This is a genomic window from Edaphocola flava, assembly GCF_004118155.1.
Lineage (GTDB): Bacteria > Bacteroidota > Bacteroidia > Chitinophagales > Chitinophagaceae > Edaphocola > Edaphocola flava.
This window is the reverse complement of the sequence record NZ_SAIQ01000003.1, coordinates 503,446-526,009: the sequence shown is the minus strand read 5'-3', so window position 1 is coordinate 526,009 and position 22,564 is coordinate 503,446. Positions and strand designations below refer to the sequence as shown.

18 protein-coding genes are annotated in these 22,564 nt (G+C 45.0%); 5 read left to right on the top strand and 13 right to left on the bottom strand.

Annotation, left to right across the window (positions count from 1 at the left end):
- Window positions 1-37: 37 nt before the first annotated feature.
- The 8 genes from EMP01_RS11820 to EMP01_RS11785 form a co-directional block, all read right to left on the bottom strand.
- Window positions 38-481 (bottom strand): carboxymuconolactone decarboxylase family protein, encoded by a 444-nt coding sequence (locus EMP01_RS11820; protein ID WP_129021731.1) that lies wholly within the window; start codon window positions 479-481, stop codon window positions 38-40.
- 76 nt (window positions 482-557) lie between these two features.
- Window positions 558-1,133: a Crp/Fnr family transcriptional regulator gene (locus EMP01_RS11815; protein WP_129021730.1), complete on the bottom strand. Its 576-nt coding sequence runs from the start codon at window positions 1,131-1,133 to the stop codon at window positions 558-560.
- Between the two features lie 46 nt (window positions 1,134-1,179).
- Window positions 1,180-2,328 carry an FAD-dependent oxidoreductase gene (locus tag EMP01_RS11810; protein ID WP_129021729.1) on the bottom strand — a complete coding sequence of 383 codons (1,149 nt, stop codon included), beginning with the start codon at window positions 2,326-2,328 and terminating at the stop codon, window positions 1,180-1,182.
- Between the two features lie 25 nt (window positions 2,329-2,353).
- Window positions 2,354-3,118, bottom strand: a complete 765-nt coding sequence (locus EMP01_RS11805; RefSeq protein ID WP_129021728.1) for a helix-turn-helix domain-containing protein — start codon at window positions 3,116-3,118, stop codon at window positions 2,354-2,356.
- Window positions 3,119-3,128: 10 nt separating this feature from the next.
- Window positions 3,129-4,040, bottom strand: a complete 912-nt coding sequence (locus EMP01_RS11800) for a tetratricopeptide repeat protein (RefSeq protein ID WP_129021727.1) — start codon at window positions 4,038-4,040, stop codon at window positions 3,129-3,131.
- A gap of 22 nt (window positions 4,041-4,062) precedes the next feature.
- A complete protein-coding gene (locus tag EMP01_RS11795) occupies window positions 4,063-4,836 on the bottom strand; it encodes an SDR family NAD(P)-dependent oxidoreductase (RefSeq protein ID WP_129021726.1) in 774 nt (257 codons plus the stop codon).
- Window positions 4,837-4,911: 75 nt separating this feature from the next.
- Window positions 4,912-6,696, bottom strand: coding sequence for an AMP-dependent synthetase/ligase (locus EMP01_RS11790; protein ID WP_129021725.1), 1,785 nt, complete (start codon window positions 6,694-6,696; stop codon window positions 4,912-4,914).
- A 78-nt stretch (window positions 6,697-6,774) separates the two neighbouring features.
- Window positions 6,775-8,673 carry an ABC-F family ATP-binding cassette domain-containing protein gene (locus EMP01_RS11785; RefSeq protein ID WP_129021724.1) on the bottom strand — a complete coding sequence of 633 codons (1,899 nt, stop codon included), beginning with the start codon at window positions 8,671-8,673 and terminating at the stop codon, window positions 6,775-6,777.
- Window positions 8,674-8,837: 164 nt separating this feature from the next.
- Between EMP01_RS11785 and serC the strand changes: the two genes are divergently transcribed.
- The 3 genes from serC to EMP01_RS11770 all read left to right on the top strand — a co-directional run bounded on the left by serC (window position 8,838) and on the right by EMP01_RS11770 (window position 14,312).
- On the top strand, window positions 8,838-9,905 hold the full coding sequence (serC, locus tag EMP01_RS11780; RefSeq protein WP_129021723.1) for a 3-phosphoserine/phosphohydroxythreonine transaminase: 1,068 nt from the start codon (window positions 8,838-8,840) through the stop codon (window positions 9,903-9,905).
- Window positions 9,906-12,521, top strand: a complete 2,616-nt coding sequence (locus EMP01_RS11775) for a transglutaminase domain-containing protein (RefSeq protein ID WP_129021722.1) — start codon at window positions 9,906-9,908, stop codon at window positions 12,519-12,521. It abuts the gene before it with no gap.
- A gap of 102 nt (window positions 12,522-12,623) precedes the next feature.
- Window positions 12,624-14,312: a hypothetical protein gene (locus EMP01_RS11770; RefSeq protein WP_129021721.1), complete on the top strand. Its 1,689-nt coding sequence runs from the start codon at window positions 12,624-12,626 to the stop codon at window positions 14,310-14,312.
- 124 nt (window positions 14,313-14,436) lie between these two features.
- Here EMP01_RS11770 and EMP01_RS11765 read toward each other — a convergent pair whose 3' ends face one another.
- From EMP01_RS11765 to EMP01_RS11750, 4 genes are all read right to left on the bottom strand, one after another.
- The gene (locus EMP01_RS11765; RefSeq protein ID WP_129021720.1) at window positions 14,437-17,376 is read right to left on the bottom strand and encodes a M16 family metallopeptidase; all 2,940 of its coding nucleotides are present in this window, start codon (window positions 17,374-17,376) and stop codon (window positions 14,437-14,439) included.
- Between the two features lie 65 nt (window positions 17,377-17,441).
- Window positions 17,442-17,786: a DMT family protein gene (locus EMP01_RS11760; protein WP_129021719.1), complete on the bottom strand. Its 345-nt coding sequence runs from the start codon at window positions 17,784-17,786 to the stop codon at window positions 17,442-17,444.
- Window positions 17,787-17,809: 23 nt separating this feature from the next.
- On the bottom strand, window positions 17,810-18,586 hold the full coding sequence (locus EMP01_RS11755; RefSeq protein ID WP_129021718.1) for a cyclase family protein: 777 nt from the start codon (window positions 18,584-18,586) through the stop codon (window positions 17,810-17,812).
- A gap of 123 nt (window positions 18,587-18,709) precedes the next feature.
- Window positions 18,710-20,074, bottom strand: a complete 1,365-nt coding sequence (locus tag EMP01_RS11750; protein ID WP_129021717.1) for an NAD-dependent succinate-semialdehyde dehydrogenase — start codon at window positions 20,072-20,074, stop codon at window positions 18,710-18,712.
- A gap of 123 nt (window positions 20,075-20,197) precedes the next feature.
- On the opposite strand from EMP01_RS11750, the gene EMP01_RS11745 reads away from it, so the two are divergent.
- Together EMP01_RS11745 and EMP01_RS11740 are read left to right on the top strand one after the other, a co-directional pair.
- Window positions 20,198-20,947, top strand: coding sequence for a rhodanese-like domain-containing protein (locus tag EMP01_RS11745; protein ID WP_129021716.1), 750 nt, complete (start codon window positions 20,198-20,200; stop codon window positions 20,945-20,947).
- A gap of 159 nt (window positions 20,948-21,106) precedes the next feature.
- The gene (locus tag EMP01_RS11740) at window positions 21,107-21,607 is read left to right on the top strand and encodes a TonB-dependent receptor plug domain-containing protein (protein ID WP_129021715.1); all 501 of its coding nucleotides are present in this window, start codon (window positions 21,107-21,109) and stop codon (window positions 21,605-21,607) included.
- A 99-nt stretch (window positions 21,608-21,706) separates the two neighbouring features.
- On the opposite strand, the gene EMP01_RS11735 is transcribed toward EMP01_RS11740, so the two are convergent.
- Window positions 21,707-22,537 (bottom strand): DUF2911 domain-containing protein, encoded by an 831-nt coding sequence (locus tag EMP01_RS11735; RefSeq protein WP_129021714.1) that lies wholly within the window; start codon window positions 22,535-22,537, stop codon window positions 21,707-21,709.
- Between the last annotated feature and the right edge of the window lie 27 nt (window positions 22,538-22,564).

Genomic DNA, 22,564 nt, shown 5'->3' with positions numbered 1-22,564 from the left:
TATTATCATCCCCTTGTTTTTTAACGGTATTATATTTTTAGTCTTTCGGAACCTGCGCCAGGGTACTGATGGCGATACGGTTCCAGGCATTGATCGTAACCACCGCCATGATCAGTTGTGATATGTATTGTTCATCAAACATGCTGCTGGCCTTAGCATATGTCTCTTCGGTAAGACCATGATGGCTGATCAAAGTGATTTCTTCTGTAATAGCCAAGATCACTTTTTCTTCTTCGCTGAAGAGATCCGTTTCTTTCCAGGCATTCAGTAAGAAAATGCGCTGAGGTGTTTCACCATATTTCAGGGCATCTTTGGTGTGCATATCCAGGCAGAATGCACAACCATTGATCTGTGAAGCCCTGATCTTGATCAGTTCTTTGTGTATCGGGCTGATGCTTCCGGAGGCCAGTGCCTGTTCCAGGGCAAACATCGCTTTGTAAGCGGCAGGTTGTAAAGCAGCAACATTAACTCTTTTGTTCATCGTTTATTATTTTTTGTAATGATTAATATGATAAAGCAAAAGTCCGAAGCCTGGCGCAGAAAAAAATTAAACTGGTTTAAGAAATGTTTTTTGCCCTTAATTCACTCAAGTATTCCGGGGTAATGCCCAGGTAAGACGCCAGTAAATATTGTGGAATGCGCTGCACAAATTCCGGGAAGCTGCTGCTGAACTGGCGATAGAGCGCCTCCCTGGAGTACCCGTACAGGAATTTCAGCCTCATTTGCGAAGCAGCATGTGCTGTCTGGTGTACCATACGGAAATACCGTTCCATTTGCGGAAACTGCTCCAGCAATTGCTCCTGTGCCTGAAGATCTATTGCATACAGGACCGAACGTTCTACGGCCTGTATACAGAATGCCGAAGGTTGATGCCGCTGAAAGGAAAAGTAATCCGCGATCCACCAGTGCTCAAGACCAAATTGTACGGTCTTTTCCACGCCTTTTTCATCAACAAAGAACATACGCAGGCAGCCCTCTGTTACAAAATAATTATAGCGACAGATTTGTCCCTCCTTAAGCAGGTTTTCCTTTTTTCTGACCTCAATTTCTTTGAAAAAGGCCAGTAATGCAGGTACCTCTTCATCAGACAGGCGGGTGAATTTGCGGATATGTGTAATGAGTATTTCAGACATATGAACCGGTATAAGGTAATGATACCGGTTCAAAAATAATCTATTTTCAGGCGCCCTGCATGATCTTCAGGATATTGTTTAATGCCCCTTCGCTGTGCAACATTTGGGTATTGTATAAGGTCTGCTCTGTAACTTCAGCAGCTCTCCGGCGCATCTGTGTTTCATATGTAGTTATGGCGGACTGCATATTTGTACATTGGCTTCCGGTAAGGCATTCGGCCAGTTCATAAGCATCCTGCATCGCCATATTTACGCCTTCGCCGGCATAGGGTGGCATACGGTGTGCGGCATCGCCGAGCATAGTTACATTTGATTTAGGTATCCACTGCTGATCGGAGGGAAAATGGTATTGCGGTCTGGGAATGAAAAACACTTCATCGTTGGCAAATAATTCATGCCAGAAAGGACTCCAGTCACAGAACCGTTTGATGAACCAGCGATGTACCTGGTGCTTGTTCGTGAAGTCTATGCCACAAGTCTCCAGCCAGTCTTCTGTTTCAGCGGTTCCGGTATAAAATGAAAGGCTGCCGTCTCCTTTTGCACTCAGGATGAGCGACTGGTTGCCGGACAGCGCAAATACTTTTCCGCCTTGCACCAGCGCATTGATATCCGGCGCATTGGTGGCTGCGTGATATATAGTGCCCTCTACGATCGTAATGCCCGAGTATACGGGTTGTATGTCTGTTATATATGGACGAATGCGGGAGTTGGCGCCATCTGCAGCGATCACAAGGTCAGCATAAGCCGAATGTCCGTTTTTAAAATTCAGTAACCAACCCTGTCCTTCTTCCTGCATGGAAGTGAACTGACTGTCCCAGACAATCGTGTCGGGAAGGAGGGAATCCATAAGAATATTGCGTAATGGTCCGCGGTCTATTTCCGGACGGTCCTCTGCAAAGGAATCTGTCCCATCATGTTCGTCATGGTGAATATAACCTGCAGTATCGATAATGCGTAATTTACCTGCTTCGGGACGGTAATGTTTATAGAACGCTTCGGTAAGCCCTGCTCTGCGTAAGGCTTCCAGCCCGGATGTCTCGTGCAGGTCCAGTGTGGCACCCTGTACACGTACCTCTTTGTGGGCATCTCTTTCATAAACTTTTAACTGTGCCCCTTTCATTTGCAGTAAGCGCGCCAGAGTAAGGCCTCCGGGACCACCGCCGACAACAGCAATTTTTTTATCTTTTACCAGCATTGTATTTATTTTTTACAATGCAAAACTACTTTGGCGGCAGGGTCGAAAATTGTATAAATCGGTCGTTTTTATTTTGCTGCAACATTTTGGGCGTTACTCCGGCCAGCTTCTTAACTGCTTTAATGAAGTGAGACTGGTCTGCGAATTGGGCATCGGGGTATAATTCGCCTACTTTGATCTGCTCAAAGGAAGCCCGGAAACGCAGGATGCTGCAATAGGTCTTTAAAGACAAGCCATATTGCTCCGTGAAATAGCGATTGATCTGCCTGCTGCTCCAGAATACCTGGTCTGACAGGGCCTGTATACTGACTTCTCCTGCAGCAGCATGGATTAGATGGAATAAACTTTGTTTGCGCTCATCTATTGCTGCTTCGATATGCTCTTTCACTTTTTGAAGTGCCATAACGGTAAATGCCTCAAAATCGTCCAGGTCTGTTTCTGTAAAACCCCAGAAGCCTGCAGGCAATTCCATGGCGGAGTCCACAATTGCGGAAACGGTTTGTTGTAACACATACTCCGTAGCCAATGGCCTGAAGCTGATGGCATACATCAGCGTATGCGGAGAAATGCTTGTCTGGTCCGGTTCCGTACTCATGCCCATTAAGCGCATTGTAAAGGGTTCTGTCGCCGAGCGGGAAAGAAATAAATCTATGCGTCCGTCAGGCAGGATGACCACATCCTTGGGCTCTGCGGTATCATTATGCAGCATCCAGATGCTGTCAACAAAGTCGCTCAGTTCCGGTGGGGCCGGGATCTCGCGGTAAATAATATCATTGTGCCCGGTAGACATAAGCCATGTATTAGTGTTTCATTCGTAAAAGTAAGACAATAGGAATTAATACTATTCCGGTAAGTATAGAGAGCAGGACAATTTCGAAATTGGAAATGTTCTGTTGCTGTAGGTCCGCATCCTTATCGGGTCTTTTGCTGCAATAGTCCATCCTTGCCTCCAGCAAAGGGCTGTTGTAGCCATATTCTTTTGCACGTTGATATAACACTGATGCCTCCCATGTCTCATTCTCATAAAGGAAAATATTGGCCATATCGAAGAGCAGCCGGGCCACAATCGGGTCTTTCCCTTTGATGAACGTTATCCGTTCATTTAACTGGTAATACAGTGCTTCGTATATTCTACCCAGGGTATCAGGATCTTCTAAGCGGGTTGCACGCGGCATGCTGTCTTTTCCAAAATCTATACCCAGCAGAAAGTTACTGTTAATGACAGAAGGCTCCTTTAACTTCGCTTTCAGAATATTGACATGCAGCCATTCTGAGCTATCGTGGGATTTGGGATTTATCGCTACGGCTCTGCTGATCCATTTCAGGGCACTATCATTCTGTCCGGTTAATTCGAATGCAGTACCTATATTGGATGCCGTGGCATATCTTCCCGGATATTGCTGCTCCATATTCCGGTACAGATCAATTGCCTGATCATAACGCCGCTCCAGGATAAGCAGCAGGCCTATATCAGAAAGGACGTCGGGATCTTTATTTACCGCATACAATCGTTTTAACTGCTGTACACCATTGTTATAATGCAGCACATTAAATAATCTATGCCCCGGAACTATATCTTCAATATCGTTGATATATAAAGGGAAGTCATTCTTTAAACGTTTAACTAAGCTCTCGTTCAGACATGCAAATGCTTGCCCGGTGAGCAACAAAAAGAGTATGAAAAGCAGTGCAGATCTTCTGATGAATTGCATTTTAGGTATGATTGATCTTATATTAACCCTGTATTTTTCTAACAATGGCCGTGGTCCAGCTGCGTGGGGTAAAGCGTTGGGCAAATACCATGGCTTTATTTAAACCGCCATGTATGGCAACGGCCTTTCCGCGCATCATAGCCTTAAACCCATAGTCTGCAACTACAGCAGAGGTAGGCAGCTTACGGCCTTTGACCAGCTTGCTTTTACCCATTCCGGCAATATCAACAAAGCCACTTTCTGTTGGCCCTGGACATAAGGCGGTTACCGTTACACCTGTTCCTTTTAGCTCATTATGCAATGCTTCCGACAAATGCAGCACATATGCTTTGGTCGCAAAGTATACGGCCATCAGTGGTCCCGGCTGAAAAGCCGCAGTGGAGGCCACATTCAGCACTTTGCCTTTGCCGCGCTGCTGCATATCTTTGATGAACAGTTTAGAAAACTGTGTCAGGGCTTTGATGTTCAGGTCGATCATCTGCGCCTCTTTGCCCCAGTCTGTTTCCGTAAAAAATCCGAAGTCTCCGAAGCCGGCATTATTCACCAGATAATCGATCTGAATGTTCTGGGTATGCAGCTCCTGGTATACATCCTGTGCAGCATCGGGCAGGGATAGGTCTTTGGTCAGTACCAATATTTTTAATGAAGGATACTGTTGCAGCAATTCGCTTTCAAGGGCTTTTAATTTGCCGGTACTACGGGCAACCAGTACCAGGTTTATACCCACATGGGCAAAGATGCGTGCCAGTTCCAGTCCTATGCCATTGGAGGCGCCGGTAATGAGTGCAGTAGCCATAAAATCAGTTTTTAATGCAGCTGTACTGCTGCGGTTATATAAAAGAAGTGTTGCCCAGGCAACACTTCCGCATGTTTATCTTCTGTAAATATCGTCGATCTGCTCTTTGTACTTCTCTACGATAACCTTGCGTTTCAGGCTCAGTTTCGGCGTCATCGTGCCTTCTTCTACCGTCCATTCTTTTTCCAGCAGTGAAAACTTTTTCACCTGTTCGATGGCACTGAATTCCTTGTTATACTTCTCAAGGATTGCCTTGTAATGTTTCAGCACCGCCTCTTCTTTGACTGCCGCAGCATTGGTGGTAAAGTTCATGCCATTCAGCAACATCCATTTCTGCAGGTGTTCAAAATTAGGAACGATTAATGCGCCGACATATTTCTCATTGGCACCTACGGCCATTACCTGTTCAATAAAACGGCTTTCTTTCAGTTTATTTTCGATCGGTTGCGGGGCAATATACTTGCCACCACTATTCTTGAACAGTTCTTTTTTACGATCGGTGATCTTCAGGAAACGGCCTTCGATCATGGTGCCTATATCGCCGGTATGCAGCCACCCGTCTACGATTACATTGGCGGTCTCTTCCGGGTTTTTATAATAGCCATGCATTACATTGTCCCCTTTACACAGGATCTCTCCGTCTTCTGCAATACGGATTTCGATATCGGTAATGGCCGGACCTACGGTGCGGAACATGCGATTTTCTTCTTCATAGCGGTTTACCGCAATGACCGGTGAACTCTCTGTAAGGCCATAACCTTCCATAATCGGAATCTGTGCAGCAGAAAATAAACGGGCCAGTTTCGGCGGACAGGCTGCCCCTCCGACTACGATGGCTTTTACTTTACCGCCCAGTGCCGCACGCCATTTATCAAAGATCAGTTTGTTGGCAATGGATAACTGAAAGTTGTACCATGCAGAGCGGTTGCGGGTATCATATTGATCACCCAGCTCTACAGCCCAGAAGAATAATTTGCGTTTGATACCCGTCAGGGCACTACCGGTATTCATGATCTTTTCATACACCTTTTCCAGCAGGCGGGGAACGGTTACAAACAGTGCCGGCTGTACCTCTTTGAGGTTTTCGGCAATGGTCTCCATACTCTCGGCATAGTATACCGAATAGCGGTTGAACAGGTAAATATAGGTAACGGTCTTTTCAAAAATATGGTTCAGGGGCAGGAAGCTCAGGCTTTTTTTATCCTCAATGCCTATGCCATTAATCGCCTCTTCGGTGTTCTTTACATTACTGACAATATTTTTATGTGTCAGCATAACACCTTTTGGCTTGCCTGTGGTACCGGATGTGTAAATGATGGTGGTCACCTCTTCTTCCGCAATGGCATCACTTCTGCGTTGAATTTCGGCCAGCTCCGCGGCATCGGGTGTCTGATGTAGTACGCTCCAGTGCGGGGCATCTTCTATCTCTGCGTAGGTGTAAATATATTGCAGACCAGGTATCTGCTCCCTGACACTAAGCAACTTTTTGTACATGTTTTTATCATGTACAAAACAGTACTTTACCTCGGCCTCATTAAATATATATATGATCTCGTCCAGGTTAGTATTGGGATACAGTGGTACCAGTATGCCGCCGATTTTCTGAACGGCAAGATCGGTAATGATCCATTCCGGGCGGCTGTTGCTGATAATACCCACCTTTTCGCGGGCTTCTGTACCCTCTAATTGCTGCAATCCTAAACGGATCAGGCCATTGGCCAGTGCATGCACCGAGTCAATCACCTGTAGCCCTGACAGGGGTTGGTATTGTTTATTCTTTTTTCCGGCCAGTAAAACTTCTTTATCACCTATGCGGTCCGGTGCAATACAATCAAAAAGACGGGTATAGTTATGATTCATATGGTGCATGTTTTCTTGTATAAAAATATACTTTTTTCATGTCTTATGTTTAAGCAGGCGGTTTGCCTGCACTCAAATTTAACGTTCGCTCAATTCCAGCCAGCGCATTTCTTTTTCATCCAGTTCCTGTATAATGGCCGAAATACGGTCGCCCATTTTCTGCAAATCCTGGAAGTCAATACCCGTATGGCTCATCGCTTCTTCGAGTTTTGCTTTTTCGGCCTCCAGTGCGGGTATGGCTTTATTCAATTCATCCAGTTCTCTTTTTTCTTTAAACGAAAGCTTTGCCGGTGCAGCAGGTTTGGCCTGAGTTACGGTTTCGGTAACTTCTTCTACTATTACAGGGGGCTGTTCTGACATAGACTGCCCTTTCTGCTCTTCACGGGCGATCTCGCGGTACTGCGAATAGTTGCCCGGGAAGTCGCGGATCTCGCCATTACCTTCGAATACAAACAGGTGATCGACCAGCTTATCCATAAAGTAACGGTCATGCGATACGATAATGATACAGCCAGGATATTCTGCCAGGAAATCTTCAAGAATGTCCAGCGTAGGAAGATCAAGGTCATTGGTCGGTTCATCCAATACCAGGAAGTTCGGATTCCGGAAGAGGATAGACAGCAGTTGTAATCGCTTTTTCTCCCCACCGCTCAGTTTGGAAATGAAGGTAAACTGTTTCTGCGGGGTAAAGAGGAAGCGCTCCAGGAACTGGGCTGCGCTTACTTTTGTGCCATCTGCCAGTGGGAAATACTCTGCAATGTTTTTTACAAATTCAATGACGCGTACATCTTCTTTGATCACCAGTCCTTCTTGTGAGAAATCACCGAATACAATGGTATCACCGATGTTGATCTTACCACTGTCTGCCGGTTCTTTGCCCAACAGCATATTGATAAAGGTAGATTTACCGGCACCGTTTACACCCACAACGCCTACACGTTCTCCTTTTTTGAAGGTATAGTCAAAGCCTTTCAGGATTACTTTCTCTCCGAAAGATTTATACAGTTTTTTTATCTCCAGTATCTTTCCGCCGAGACGGGTCATTTTGACCTGCAGTTCCAGCTGTGCTTCCTGTATTTTCTTCTGCGCACGGGCTTTCCAGTCATAGAAGGCATCTTCACGTGCTTTAGACTTGGTCGTACGCGCCTTAGGTTGCTTGCGCATCCATTCCAGTTCTTTGCGGTAACGGTTGCGTGCCTTGTCTATGCTGGCTTGCTCTATTTCGGAACGCATTGCCTTTTGCTCCAGGAAGCGTTCGTAATTGCCTTTGGTATGGAATATTCTGGTCTGGTCTATTTCTAATATATCGGTACAGATATTGTCCAGGAAGTAACGATCGTGGGTTACCAGCAGCAGGGTCAGTTTATCCTGGCTCAGGTAGTGTTCCAGCCATTCAATCATGCCTACATCCAGGTGGTTGGTCGGTTCATCCATGATGAGCAGGGTATGCCTGTGCTCAAAATCCATATCGATCAGCACTTTGGCCAGGGCGATACGTTTTTTCTGACCGCCGGACAGTTTACTTACCTGTTGGTCCAGGTTATGGATATTCAACTTGCCTAAGATCTGCTTTACCGTGCTGTCGTAGTGCCATGCATTGAGGTTGTCCATCTCCTGTATAGCAGCAGCGAGTTCTGCCTCATCAGGTGTGGCATCGCTTTCCGTCAGTTGTTCATAACGCTTCAGCGCATTCACAATAGGGTGGTCATAGCTGAATATATTTTCCAGGATGGTGCGGGCATCATTCAGATATGGATCCTGATCCAGCAACACCACTTTTACATCTTTATGTACCCATACTGTTCCTTCATCCGGAATTTCCTGTCCGCAGAGGATCTTGAGCAGGGTTGATTTGCCTGCGCCATTGAGGGCTACCAGGGCTATTTTGTCCCCCTCATTGATATGAAAACTGATATTTTCAAATAAGGGTTTGTCTGCATATGTTTTGCTTAAATTGTCTACCGATACGTAATGCATGGCGCAAAGATATTACTCGCAACGCGTATTGCCTTGTATCGGCTGAATAATTTATACCTGCATGGGATTATATCTGTTTGAAAAATGGTAATTCCTTTGTACTGATAAGGCTTTTGTGCTAATTAAATGCGATATTTGAGCATTGGTAAAAGCCTAGAAAATCAATGAAGCTCAATTTCAATGCGGGTCCTGCCGCACTACCCTGGGAGGTGCTCGAAACCGCTTCCCGTTCTATACTGGAATATAAAGATTCCGGCATGTCCATCCTCAGCTTACCGCACCGTGGGCCTCACTTTAAGGATATACTGGACGATGCCCGTAAGCATGTATTGCAATTGCTGGGGCTGAGCGGGGAGGAGTATGCTGTTATGTGGTTTCAGGGTGGTGGCAGATTACAGTTTGAAATGATTCCGATGAATTTTCTCCCGGATGGTGCTACTGCTGCGTATATCGATTCCGGCAGATGGGCTGCAGATGCGATGAGTAATGCAGGTCGTTACGGAAAAGTGCATATCTCCGCCAGTTCCCGCGAGGATGATTACAAACAGGTGCCTACGGCATGGAATATCCCGGAGGATGCGGCTTACCTGCATCTTACGGCCAATAATACCATCTATGGTACACAATCATTCACCTTTCCCGATACGGATGTACCGGTCATTGCGGACTTCAGTTCGGAACTGTTCAGCCGCAAACTGGATTACAGCCGCTTTGCCATGATCTATGCTGTGGCACAGAAAAATATCGGACCATCCGGTACCACACTGGTGATCGCCCGTAAAGATTTTATACAACAGACCGTAAGGGAATTGCCGGAAATACTGAGTTATAAGGCTATGGCTGAAAAGAATTCGCTGGTCAATACCGCACCGGTATTCTCTATTTATGTCTCCTCGCTATACCTGGGCTGGATGGCCGCAAAAGGTATGGATGCTATAGAGCAGGAAAGTATTGCTAAATCGCAACTGTTGTACCATTACATTGACCAGAGCAGTCTGTACTACACTGTAGCAGCACCGGACAGCCGCAGTCGCATGAATGTATGCTGCCGCCTGCGCAGGGAGGAGCTGACGGATGCATTGGTCGCCTTTGCCGCAGAGCGGGGTATACTGGGCATCGGCGGACACCGCAACATTGGTGGTTTGCGTATTTCGATCTATAATGCGATCAGCCTGCAGGATACAGAACAACTGCTGGCAGTACTCAAAGAATTTGAACAAATGCATGCTTAGATGAGCGTAACGGACAAGAGGCATATAAAAGACACGCTGGCGAAAACATTGTTTCTCGTACTACCGACGATGCTGGTCTGCTATTTCATTTTATGGAATGCAGCGCAGTTTTATGCGGTACTGATGGAGCAGCAATACCTGCAACATACCCTTTTCCTGGAGATGGGTATCCTGGTTGCAGTACTGTTTTATAGTTTTCGTTTCCGGTTTGTATCCACTTTTATCGTGTTGCTCCTGTTCCTGTATTTTATTTATATAGCCATGGATCATACTGTATTCGGTAGCGTAGATATGTTCTTCGTTACGGTACAGTTCATGATCTTCTCTCTGCTGTTTTCCTTTGGCTGGTTATTGGGCTGGGGCTTCTCCAAAAAGCGATATTTCCCACTGATTGCAGCAGGTATTTTCTTCCTGGTGAGTGTATTGATGATCGTACGACAGGCCGATCTGAGTGTACGCAGCCTTTTGCTGGCTTTTGTGCCGGTACTGCTCTATACAATTTATATTATTTATGCAGTGCAGGTGATATATAATCATAAAGATCTGTCGCAACCGTATTGGGGCCACCTATTACGCAGGCTGGGCTTGTTTCTTGTGCTGAGTGCTGCATTGCTGACGGGTATTATCTGGTATTTTGAAGATGATCTGCGCAAAGCGGTAGAGGAGGTGAGTGCGGGCGGTAAGGCCGGGGCCAATTCTATGTTACAGCGTAATAAGGATGGTAGTGTTAGTATGAAAGACCGCAATCAGTTGTCCGGCAATCAGAGCCGGGGCAAGCAATTGTTATTTGTAGCGCATATCAAAAACTTCTTCCCGGGTACGGATGATGTGCCCAATCCGCTATACCTTACAGCGTTTTATTATTCCCGTTTCGATAATGAAACGGAGACCTTTGAACGGGATAAAAAGATTCCGAGAAATGACCTGTTCCTGCCCAATCCGGGCAGTATCCCTCTTTATTTTACCAAAACCGATTCTACCGTACTGGCAGATGCACTGCTGGAAAAGCAGAAGAAGGTGGTGGAGATAGAGGTGTATAAAACACAGTTGTCCCCTTCTGAATTTGTAGCACCCAGTGTTTCCTTTTTTGTGCAGCCTATAGGTATTGATCCTGATAACCAGCAGGAATACAGCTCTGCTTACCGTGCCAAGAGTTATGTGTCTGAACTGAATTCAGCCTACTTTGTCTATAATGCACCGGATAATCCGCAGTTGCAACAGTTTCAGAACATGCGCTTCGACCTGCTGCGCCAGGTTACAGATTACAGTGCTGTGCCCTTGCCGGTGATGCAGTACTATACACAGTTTCCGACCAATACTAAATATGAACCTATAGCGGCGCTGGCCCGTAAAATCACAGCCGGTAAAACAACGGCGATTGATAAGATTATTGCTATCCGTGATTATTTCCTTTCGAAGGATGAGAACGGAAAGCCCTTATTTCAATACTCCGACAATCCGGGTATACCCGATATCCCGAGCGCAAGCAAGCTGAACTACTTCCTGTTTGAAAACAGGAAAGGGTACTGTGCTTACTATGCCGGAGCCACGCTGTTTATGCTGCGTGCGCTGGGCATTCCCTCCCGTATTACGGTAGGCTTTATGACGGTAGACCGCAGTGGTAATAACAATAAGGGCTGGTACTGGTATTATTCTGATCAGGCGCATGCCTGGGTGCAGGTATACTTCCCCGGTTATGGCTGGCTTGATTTTGATACCACGATTGGTAATGATGATGCACGTGAAAGTCCGCAACCAGATGGTACCCCGCCAAACCCGCAGGGCAATGCTTTGCTGGCGGCAGACGGGCAGATTATACAGGTAGATCCAAATAAGAAAACCGTACAACTGAAGACGAGGAATGTTGTCTTTAAAGATAAGCCTTACCAGCAGCAGAATCCTGTTGTACTGACCATAGATATCAGTCATGCCAGGATCCGTAAGGATAGTGCAACGGTGGATATTACGTCGGTTAAGGTGAATGACAGCGCTACGGCTATTTCCTATGCAGAAGCATTAAAGCCGGTTACCGTTTCGGGAGATATGGCACAATTGGTAGCTGCGCTGCCGGTGCAGATTCCGGCAGATGAATTGCGCCTGAAAACCAAACAGGAAGATAATACGGTACAGACCACTGGCGTGGATGCCACAGACAATTCCTGGACCCGCCAGCAGATACTGTTGCTGATTACGGGCATAATACTCTTGCTGGGACTGGCATTTGTATTCCTTCCATTATGGTACACTGTGTACCTGAACCTGCGCCGGAAATGGAGTAAGACCGTACCGGAAAAGGCTTACTGGGATGATCGCTATATGCAGTTCTACTGGTATCAGAATCGGCAATTTCAGGGAGGTCGTACCCTGTGGCAGTTCGCGCAGGATATTGATCAGCGCTATCAGGTAGGTTATGCTTCATTTGTACAGTTATACCTGAAACTGAAATACGGTTCGGGTGTGTTAAGTGAAGCGGAGCAGCAGCAATTACTCGCATACAGACCTTCATTCAAAAGACGCATCACCAAAGCGATGCCGCAGACCTTTATGCAGCGGGTGAAAGTCTGGTTGAATCCATTAAGGACAATTGGTTTCTGGCAGCACAGGCATAGCGTATAGTATTAATACGGATTTTTACAAATCTTTGCCAAGACATTTCACTTTTTAGAGATAATCATCTACTTTCGCCTCCGTTTTAACATTTTTTTACAAAAGCGAAGTATGAAGAAAATAACTTTACTGTTAGCCGCATTTCTGTGCGTACAGGTGCCGAAAGTAGCTGCCCAGATGAATGTGGTAGCGGAGTCGGAAGCATTCCCCGAGTATCAATCCGGCCATCTTAAGGTTCTGAGCATGAAAAACAAGGAGACCGCATTATTGCATTTCAATACCAAAAATGATATTGACTGGAAGATGTATGATTCGGAACACAAATTGAAATTTGAGAAGAAGATAGATCCTAAAACACCCTACAAAATGAAGGGCGGCAAGATTATGGGTATATTTGAATCTGCCGACGGATACATTACGGCAATTTACTCTTCTGTTCATCATCGTGTGCCTAGCCTACACCGCCTGGTACTGGACCCTGCTACCGGTACTGTTAAACAAGATGAGATCATTTCTACTCTGAAAAGGGTAAGTTTCTGGGATGGTTATGCTATGGCTTTCGGAGGCGTACCGCTGCCGGAATTTTATATGAATCTTGATGAAGCAACGGGCTGCTATGCTACAGCATTGTACAATACATTTGAGTCTGACCGCAATAAACGTATCCAGGTGATTCATTATAATAACAGTAATAAAGAGATTGCGAGGGCATATTACCAGTCGCCGAAGAACGGGTATAAGTATCTTACGTTCCTGGATATGGCTACTATTGGTTCGAAAGAAGTTGTAGTATCAGTTACGGGCAGAAATACGAAAATATCTGGTGGTGATATGTCGGGTGTGCTGTTGATGGGCAGTCTGAAGCCGGGTGCGAATGCCTTTAACCTGCAAAAAATTAATTATAATAACGGCAGACCGAGTAAAATTAAAGCTGCACTGACGCGATATAACCAGCATACGGGTGATATATATCTTCTTACGCTCGAGAGCGCAGGACAGAAGAAGAAAATGCTGCAATTCCGCTCTCAGTTAAGCATAGTGGATAAGGACTGGAAGATCAGTTCTCGTATGATTACAACCAAGAAGATACAGGAACTGGCTACAAAGCACTATAAAACCAATAATGCTTTTATCGCTATGCCGCAGAGCCTGTCTGTAAATGAAGATGGTAGCTTTTCTATTCTTTTTGAAGAGCAGAGGATTGTTACGTATGTCTCCAGTTCCGGAGGTGGTCCAGTGAGTTTCAGCGGCCGCGCCGGGGGCGGAACCGGTGTGAATTATGGTGTGAAAAAACGTACAGAATGCTTTATAAGTGATGTTGGTGTACAGCATTATGATAATGAAGGCAAGGAACTAAACGCTTATTACATTCCTAAAAGCCACCACCTGGGTACTTATATTCCAAAATATATGTATCGTGCCAAAGATCAGCAGAGTGGGGTATTACTCAGACAAGGTTTTCAGTTCAAATCATTTGCCTATGTTCCTACCGGTACTAATGGTTATGTATTATTCAATGATGTAGAAAGAAATCAGAAGAAAGTAGATAAAAAGCGTAAGGTAACTACAATTCAGAATATTGATGACTCAGAGGCGTTTATGTTTGATCTGAGTGGCCCTTCCGGCATGCCAGCACGCCAGCAGGTATTTCCCGGCGATAGTAGAAGAGCACAAAGCCTGGGTCTGTTCAATGGTTCGGATTATAATGCCGCACAGAAGCTGATGACTGTTGTGGTGACACAACCGAGAAAGAAAGATGCGCGTACCAATACTAAAGTGGTATGGTTAAGCGTGCAGTAATGTAGTTTAAGCAGGTACACGCGAAAGTGCCAGTAAGAGTTGAATATTGATTACCTGCTAATCATAAAAATTAAAAGGGAGCCAATCGGCTCCCTTTTAATTTTTATGTATTGACTGATATGGATTAGTATCCGAAGATTTCTTCCAGGGTCAGTTTTTTGAATGTTCCGTATTTAGACAATTCTTCCTGGTTCAGGTTCTTTTCATTACCTACAACGCAGTATACATATGGTTTCTGGCTCATTTCAGTACTGTGGAATTTCTTCATATCAGCAAAGGTCAGCTTAGGTGCCTGCTCATAAACATTCTTACGGATATCTGTGCTATTACCCAGTTTTTTAGCAGCCAGGTAGCTGAACAGGATACCGTCCTGTGTAATGCGCTCGCTTGCTAAAGATTTAGACAGGCTCAGTTTGGCATTCTCCAGTGCGTTTTGAGATTCAGGTAATACATTCAGCAGCTCGTTCATACCCGCAACCGCTTCTTTGGTTTTATCTGCCTGTGTACCTACATAAGCACCAACAATGCTTCTGTTCTCCTTTTTAGAAGGCAGACCGAAGTATGCATAAGTAGAGTAGGCCAGTGCTTTAGACTCACGGATGGTTTGGAATACCACACTACCCATACCACCACCGAAGTAGTTGTTGAACAGAGATACTGTAGGTACTTTAGATACATTATATGGCTCTGAGTTTCTGAACCAGAAGATCTCCGCCTGTTTCATATCATAGTTCGCAAACAGTACCTGGTTAGCTGTAGTGCTTACCGCTTTGAAGGTAGCTGCTGCCGGCATTGTAGTGAACGTAGCAGGAACAGTATGTAATGGCTTCAGGCTGGTTTGCAGCTGTGCTACGGTTTTTGGTCCGTAATACATTACACGGTGTTTATAATTAACCATCTGGTGCAGGATATCCACCAGTTCTTTAGCAGTTAATTTATCCAGCTCTGCTTCAGACAATACATTGTTGAACGGATTCTGCGCGCCGTATTGTGCATAAGAGCGTAAGCCCGCCATGATCGCAGCTTTGTTCTCTTTGGCGTTTGTTCTTGATTTTTTCAGCTGGGCTTTATAAGCAGTCAGCGCTTCTTCATCAACTATACAGTTTTTCAGTAAGTCTTCCAGTAAAGCTACAGATGCTTCGAAGTTCTCATTCAGACCTTCTAAAGTAATATAGGTTTCTTCATTACCCGCAGATACGTTGAAAGAAGAAGCCAGTTTGTAGAACTGTTTGCTGAACTCTTCGCTGTTTTTATCTTTTGTACCCAGGTATTCCAGGTAGCCTGCAGCGATTGGTAACAGTTTATTGTTCCATTTACCCATATCGTAGTGGTAATACATACGGAACAGGCTGTTGTCTTTGTTCTGTACAGTCAGTACTTCTGCAGAACCCAGGGTTCCTTTGCTGATGTCGGTACTGTAATTAACCCATAAAGGTTTGATTGGCGTTTCCGGCAGTGCATTTACTGATTTTACAAACGGAGATACATCCTTGTTCAGGGTTACCGGAGTGATCGGTGGTTTATCCACTTTCACTACGTTTTTATCTTCGCCTTTTTTCTTGTAGATCACAACATAGTTGTTCTCATTCAGGTATTTCTTCGCGAAATCCATGATGTCCTGTTTTGTGATCTTGCTGATCATATCAGGGTAGCTGATAGTAGTGCTCCAGTCCAGTTCGGAAGTGAAGTTATCCATCAGGTTGTTGGCACGGGAGCTGTAGTCCTCGTTTTGCTGGATATCGTTTTTCTTTTCGTTATTTACGATAGACTGAATCAGGTCTTCAGAGAAGTCACCGTCTCTCAGTTTAGCCAGTTCTTTCAGTAATAATGATCTTACCTCATCCAGAGATTGGCCTTGTGTAGGATTACCCTGCAGGATCAGCATAGAATAATCTTTCAGGATATAAGGGAATGCATATGCACTCAGTAATTTCTGAGATTTAACCAGGTCCAGATCGATCAGACCGGCAGAACCATTGGTCAGGATATTACCTACCAGTTCCAGCATTCGTGCATCCTTGGTAGCCGCACCAGGGAAACGGAAACCGATCATGATATTCTCCGGTTTAGGTCCCAGTACATCTTTTACGATAGGGGCAGTGATCTCCTGCTCTTTACCGTATACATAAGGAGGTACATCTTTAGCTTTCATGTAACTGAAAGCTTTGTCGATCTTCTGGATCGCTACATTCGGATCAAAATCGCCCGACATGATGATACCCATGTTATTTGGCACATAATATGTCGTGAAATACTCTCTGATCGCGCTCAGGGAAGGATTTTTCAGGTGCTCAATAGTACCGATGGTCGTTTGCTTACCATAGTTATTGTTCGGGAACAGTGCTGCGAACATGGCTTCAAATGCCTTACGGCTATCTTCATCCAGGCCACGGTTTTTCTCTTCGTATACTGCCTCCAGTTCGGTATGGAACAGGCGCAGGATAGGATTGCGGAAACGCTCTGCCTGAACAGCCAGGTATTTGTCTATCGCATTGCTCGGAATATCTTCTACATAAACGGTTTGCTCAAAAGAGGTGAAGGCATTGGTACCTTCAGCACCCATTGCGCCCATCATTTTGTCATACTCGTTAGGAATTGCATATTTAGATGCTTCACCAGATACGCGGTCGATCTCTTTGTAGATTTCTTTGCGTTTAGCCTCATCTGTAGTGCTGTTATATTGTGCATACAGTTTGTCGATCTGATCCAGTAAAGGTTTTTCTTTAGCCCAGTCCAGTGAACCGAATTTGTCAGTACCCTTAAACAGCATGTGCTCCAGGTAGTGAGCCAGTCCGGTATGATCCGATGGATCGGTTTTACTACCGGCTTTGGTAGCAATGTACGTCTGGATACGCGGCTTTTTATTGTTAGGGCTTAAGATAACGGTCAGGCCGTTTTTTAAGGTGTAAAACCGTGCACCGGAAGGATCATTGGTTACATACTTGTAGGTATAACCGCCTTCATTGGCTTCTTTCCACTGGTACTTTGCGTCCTGTGCAAAAGAGAACTGAAAACTTCCTACGACAATCAGGGCAGCCGTAGAAACTTGCTTAAAGAAGTTCATGCTAATGTGTTGAATTTTTGATTGTTCCAAAGATAGGGATTAATTATATAATCCTTAAATTATAGTTATTTTTTGAATGCAAAGTACACCGCACCCAGAATGAAGAGGAAACTGTATACATAATTCCAGCTGAAGTCCTGTTTCAGATACGTGATGGCGAAAACGGTAAATACCAGCAGGGTAATCACTTCCTGTATGATTTTGAGCTGAAACGGTTTGATATTCCAGGCCGCCCCGAAATGATTGGCCGGCACTGCGAAGGTGTACTCAAACAAAGCGATGCTCCAGCTGATGAGGATCAGTTTCCAGATCGGGAAATGAGTGTTTCCAGACTTGAGGTGCCAGTACCAGGCAAAAGTCATAATAATGTTAGAAATGATCAGCAGGCCGATAACAATCAGGAATCTCATAGCATTGCAATTAGAAAATTATGTTATATAGTAGTTTTTTCGTGCATCATGGCTACAACTCTTGCCGGAGCAGCAGATGCACCAACAATCTTCAGCGGGAATACCGCAATGTCAAAGCCGGAATAGGGTAGCGCATCAAGATTGACCAATTGCTCCATATGGCAGTATTCCAGATCGCGGCCCACCAGGTGTGCCTCCCAGAACAATTCCGCATTGCCGGTCTCTTTTGCTTTTTGTATCAGATAGGGCAGTGGTAAGTCCCAGCCCCACTGATCTATGCCCATCACTTTAATACCTTTTTCAATCAGCCAGCGGGTAGCCTCTGCACTCATCCCTGTTCCTTTTTTATGAAAATCCTTCGTGCCATTGAACTGATCTCTGCCGGTTTTGATCAGTACGATCATTCCTGGCTGCACAGACAATTGTTCCCGGTTCAGGAATGATTCAATATCAGCAATGGTAATCGGATCAAAGTCTGCTTTATGCTTCATGTCAATAACCAGTCCCGGTCCGTAACACCAGTCCAGCGGCACCTGGTCAATGGTCTTGGCAGGCTGGCCCGCGCAGGTTGGAGCATAATGCCAGGGCGCATCGATATGTGTAGTGGCGTGTACGCCCATCTTCTGTATCGTATCATCGGCCCAGCCCGAGAACTGTTTTGGAAATAATTTTAAAGGTAAACCCAGTAAGCGGATCAGCAGGCGTGATTTATGATGTGGTTTACGCTTGATCTTTACCTTCATAAACCAGGGGTCACTGGCATTATATTGTATAGGTTTGGACAGATCGATGATCTTCATAACAGTGAATATATATTGAGATGAAATGTTGGGGCAAAATACATCATTCCATTGGAAAATTGCTTAATCATAACATAAGGGCGGCATATTTGCCGCCCTTATGTTATGTTGTATTGGGTACGATTACTTTACATAAATCGTTTTGATATTGACAAACTCTCTCATGCCGTAATGACTCAGCTCGCGGCCGTAACCGCTTTGCTTAATGCCCCCGAAAGGCAGGCGGGCATCGGAACGGACAAAATCATTCACAAATACAGATCCTGATTTAATCGCTTCCGTAGCCAGTTTAGTTGCTTTTTTGATGTTTTTGGAGAAGATGGCACCACCCAATCCATAAATAGTATCATTGGCAATGTTTATGGCATCGGCCTCATCTTCTGCAACAATAATCGTAGCTACCGGGCCGAATAATTCCTCTTCATAAGCGGGCATCCCTTTTTTAACGCCTGACAATACTGTTGGCGGGTAGAAGGCGGCCTTACCGCTGGGTATATATCCTCCGCAAAGAATCACCGCGCCCTGCGCTACACTGCGGCTTACCTGGTCATGCAGCTCATCACGCAGATCGGCTCTGGCCATTGTACCAACAGTGGTTTCGGGAAGAGAAGGATCTCCGTACGGCCTGGCTTCCAGTGCCAGCACCAGTTTGGAGGTAAACGCTGCGGCTACTTTTTTATCGACGATCATACGTTTGGCCGCGATACAGCTCTGGCCCGTATTGTTCAGTCTTGAAGTGGCACATGCTTTTACGGCCAGGTCTATATCAGCATCTTTCAGGATTACATAAGCATCACTGCCCCCCAGCTCCAGTACCTGTTTTTTCAGGTTCAGTGCAGCTGCTGCGGCTACTTTCTTGCCCGCAGCAGTACTGCCGGTAAAGGTAACTGCATGTATGCGCGGGTCTGCAATCACTGCTTCGGTATTGGCTCCGGTAATCTGCAGGATGTCAAATACCCCTTCCGGAAAACCGCAGGCATCAATCGCTTCTTTGATTGCAGTAGCACAGCCCATTACATTTGAGGCATGTTTCAGCAGCATGGTATTGCCACTGATCAGGATTGGTCCCATAGCGCGGTACACCTGCCAGTAAGGGAAGTTCCAGGGCATAATCGCAAGTACAGTGCCTAAGGCCTCAAAATGTACAAAGCTTTCACTGGCTTCAGTTTGCACTATTTCCGGTTGTAAAAATTCGGCTCCTTTATCTGCGTAAAACTGCAGGGTTAAGGCACATTTTTCCAGCTCTGCAATACTCTGGCTTATGGGTTTGCCCATTTCTTCTGTAGCCATTTGTCCCATGGCCTGTTTGTGTTTGCTGATGTACTGGCCCAGTTTCTGGAGATAAGCTGCGCGCTTACTGACGCCGAGCTGCTCCCAGGAGGTTTGCGCGTTTTTGGCTTTGGCCAGTTTTTGTGTTACTGCTTTTGCAGTATCTTCTTTGTATTTTCGGATGACTTTGCCCGTGTAAGGGTTAACGGATGTGATCATGACCAGAACGGTTTTTTAGAATTGAGATATAAAGGTATAAACTTATGTTGTCGGGCTTTTCTTTTCTTTCACAATTAACTAATATTTATTTCAGTAATTTTGATCCTTAAAAATCTGATACGCATGAATTGGTTACAATACAGTGTTCTGGCCGGTGCATTCTCCCTGATGTCTCTTACAGCCTGTCAGGGCGGAGGTAATGCATCTGTCGAAAAATTAAAGGCAACAGCATTTGAAACTAAGATTAAAGAAGAAGGTACAGCGCAATTATTAGATGTACGCTCTCCGGAAGAATATGCCGGCGGGCACATTGCCGGTGCGATCAACAATAATGTTGATGGTCCTGACTTTGAAAAGAACCTGGCCGGTCTGGATAAGGAAAAGCCGGTAATGGTATATTGCAAAGGTGGTGGACGCAGTGCTGATGCTGCTGCAAAACTGAAAGCCCTGGGTTATAAAGTATACGACCTTGAGGGTGGTATGATGGCCTGGAATAATCAGAACCTGCCTGTGTCTAATGAGCCGACCGTTGCAGTGGCCAAAAAAGCAGTCGCTTCCAGTGCTGCCGGCGATGCGGTTACCGTAGCGCAGTTTGAACAAATGATCAAAGACAACCCTGTGCTGGTTATTGATTTCAGTGCTACCTGGTGCGGACCATGTAAACGTTTATCACCTATTCTGGAGAAAATGGAACATGAATTTGCCGGTAAAGTGAAAGTACAGAAAATTGATGTTGACCTGTCTGAAGAGTTGTCACGATTTATGAATATCCAGGGTATACCATACGTAGTAAAATATGTAAACGGTAAAAAAGTGGGTGAAATGGTGGGCCTGGAAACGGAAGATAATGTTCGTAAGTTTTTTGCCAAATAAATAGAAAAGTATTGAGGATCTGTACTTAAATCGTACAGAAATACAGGCCGGTTTTTGTGTAAAAGCACAGAAACCGGTTTTTTGCACCGTATTCTTGCATATAAGCAAATAATTGGATATATTTGTTACATCGCTTTTATAAACATAAACAATACCATCATGAATATAACTACTAAATTCATTGCTCTTTGTGCTATTGCAGTTGCAGGCGTAAACGGAGTGTCCGCACAGCAAACAGCTAAGGTAAAGCCGGCAACATCGGTAAGTGCGCAGGAATTGTCTGAGCTGAAAAACCCTTTAGTACTGATCAATGATCTCAAAACAGATTACGAAACCTTTAACCGTTATAAAGATATCCTGCAGGGTGTACGCATTGTAAAAGGTGCAGAAGCGGTGAAATTATATGGCCAGGAAGCCGCGGGAGGCGTGATATTGGTACAACCGGCACCGGGCAATCGCTTTATGAATTTTGAAACGCTGGAAGCCGGAAACGATGCGATCCGTACTACGGTGCGTGATGGTGTAACCGTTGATGGTCAGACAAAAGATACCAAGAGAATCGTACTGCGTCAGAGTGATATTAAAGGGATCAGTACCGTATCGATAATAGACCCGGTAACCGGCAAAGAATTGAGATATCTGAATATTGCAACCAAGTAAAATAGAATTAAGTCCCTCTTGAGTAATGGAGCGATTTTTATAAATAAAACACCCCGGAAATAATTTCCGGGGTGTTTTATTTATAAGATGATCTTTAACTTATTTGCTGATCTCTTTGTAGTTGTTGGCATATTCTGCTTCGTAAGGAGAACCCTTAGCGCCATCTGCTGCTTTTTTAGCTTCGGCGATAGCTTCTTTCTTTCTGCCTTGTTTGCTCAGGATCTGCGCTTTCATCCAGTGGATGTAGAATCCTTTTGGATTAGCCTGTAATGCTTTATCAGCATAAACCAGTGCTTCGTCCAGGTTTCTGCCTTGCTCCAGGTAGTATCTTGCTGCTACCATGTAAGGAGGGTTTTCGCTTTTTAAAGATGTTTTTACATAATCTTCAATACGGCCTTCGTTATCTGCTTTTACAGGAATAGTAACACGGGTGTTTTCCCAGTTCAATACGATATCGCAGCTGTTTTTAGTAATGTTCTCTACAGAGATAGAGAATGTTTCTGTAGCTTCATTGGTTTGCAGTGAACCTACTTTTACAGACAGTACATTTTTGCTTTTGTCATAACCGGATAAGCCCCAGTTTTCGGTACTGTTATTGAAGATTACTTCCCAGTTCTCTCTTCCCGGAATAGTGTACAGGGAGTAAGTACCTGCTTTCAATGGCTGGCCTGCAATGAATACTTCTTCACCAAACGTAATTTTGGTAGCACCATTAGCACCTGTTCTCCATTCTTGTCCGAAAGGAACGATATCACCGAAGATCTTTCTGCCTTTCATTGAAGGGCGGCTGTAAGAAATGTCGATTTTGGAAGTAGAGAAATCCTGAGAAATGGTGGCGCTCGGGCTAGGAGCCGGCATTTTAAATTCTTGTGCAAAAGAAGATGTGGCAACCAGCAAACCCATTGCTATAGCAAAAGAGATCTTTTTCATTATTTAGATAATTGTGAATTGAATTTA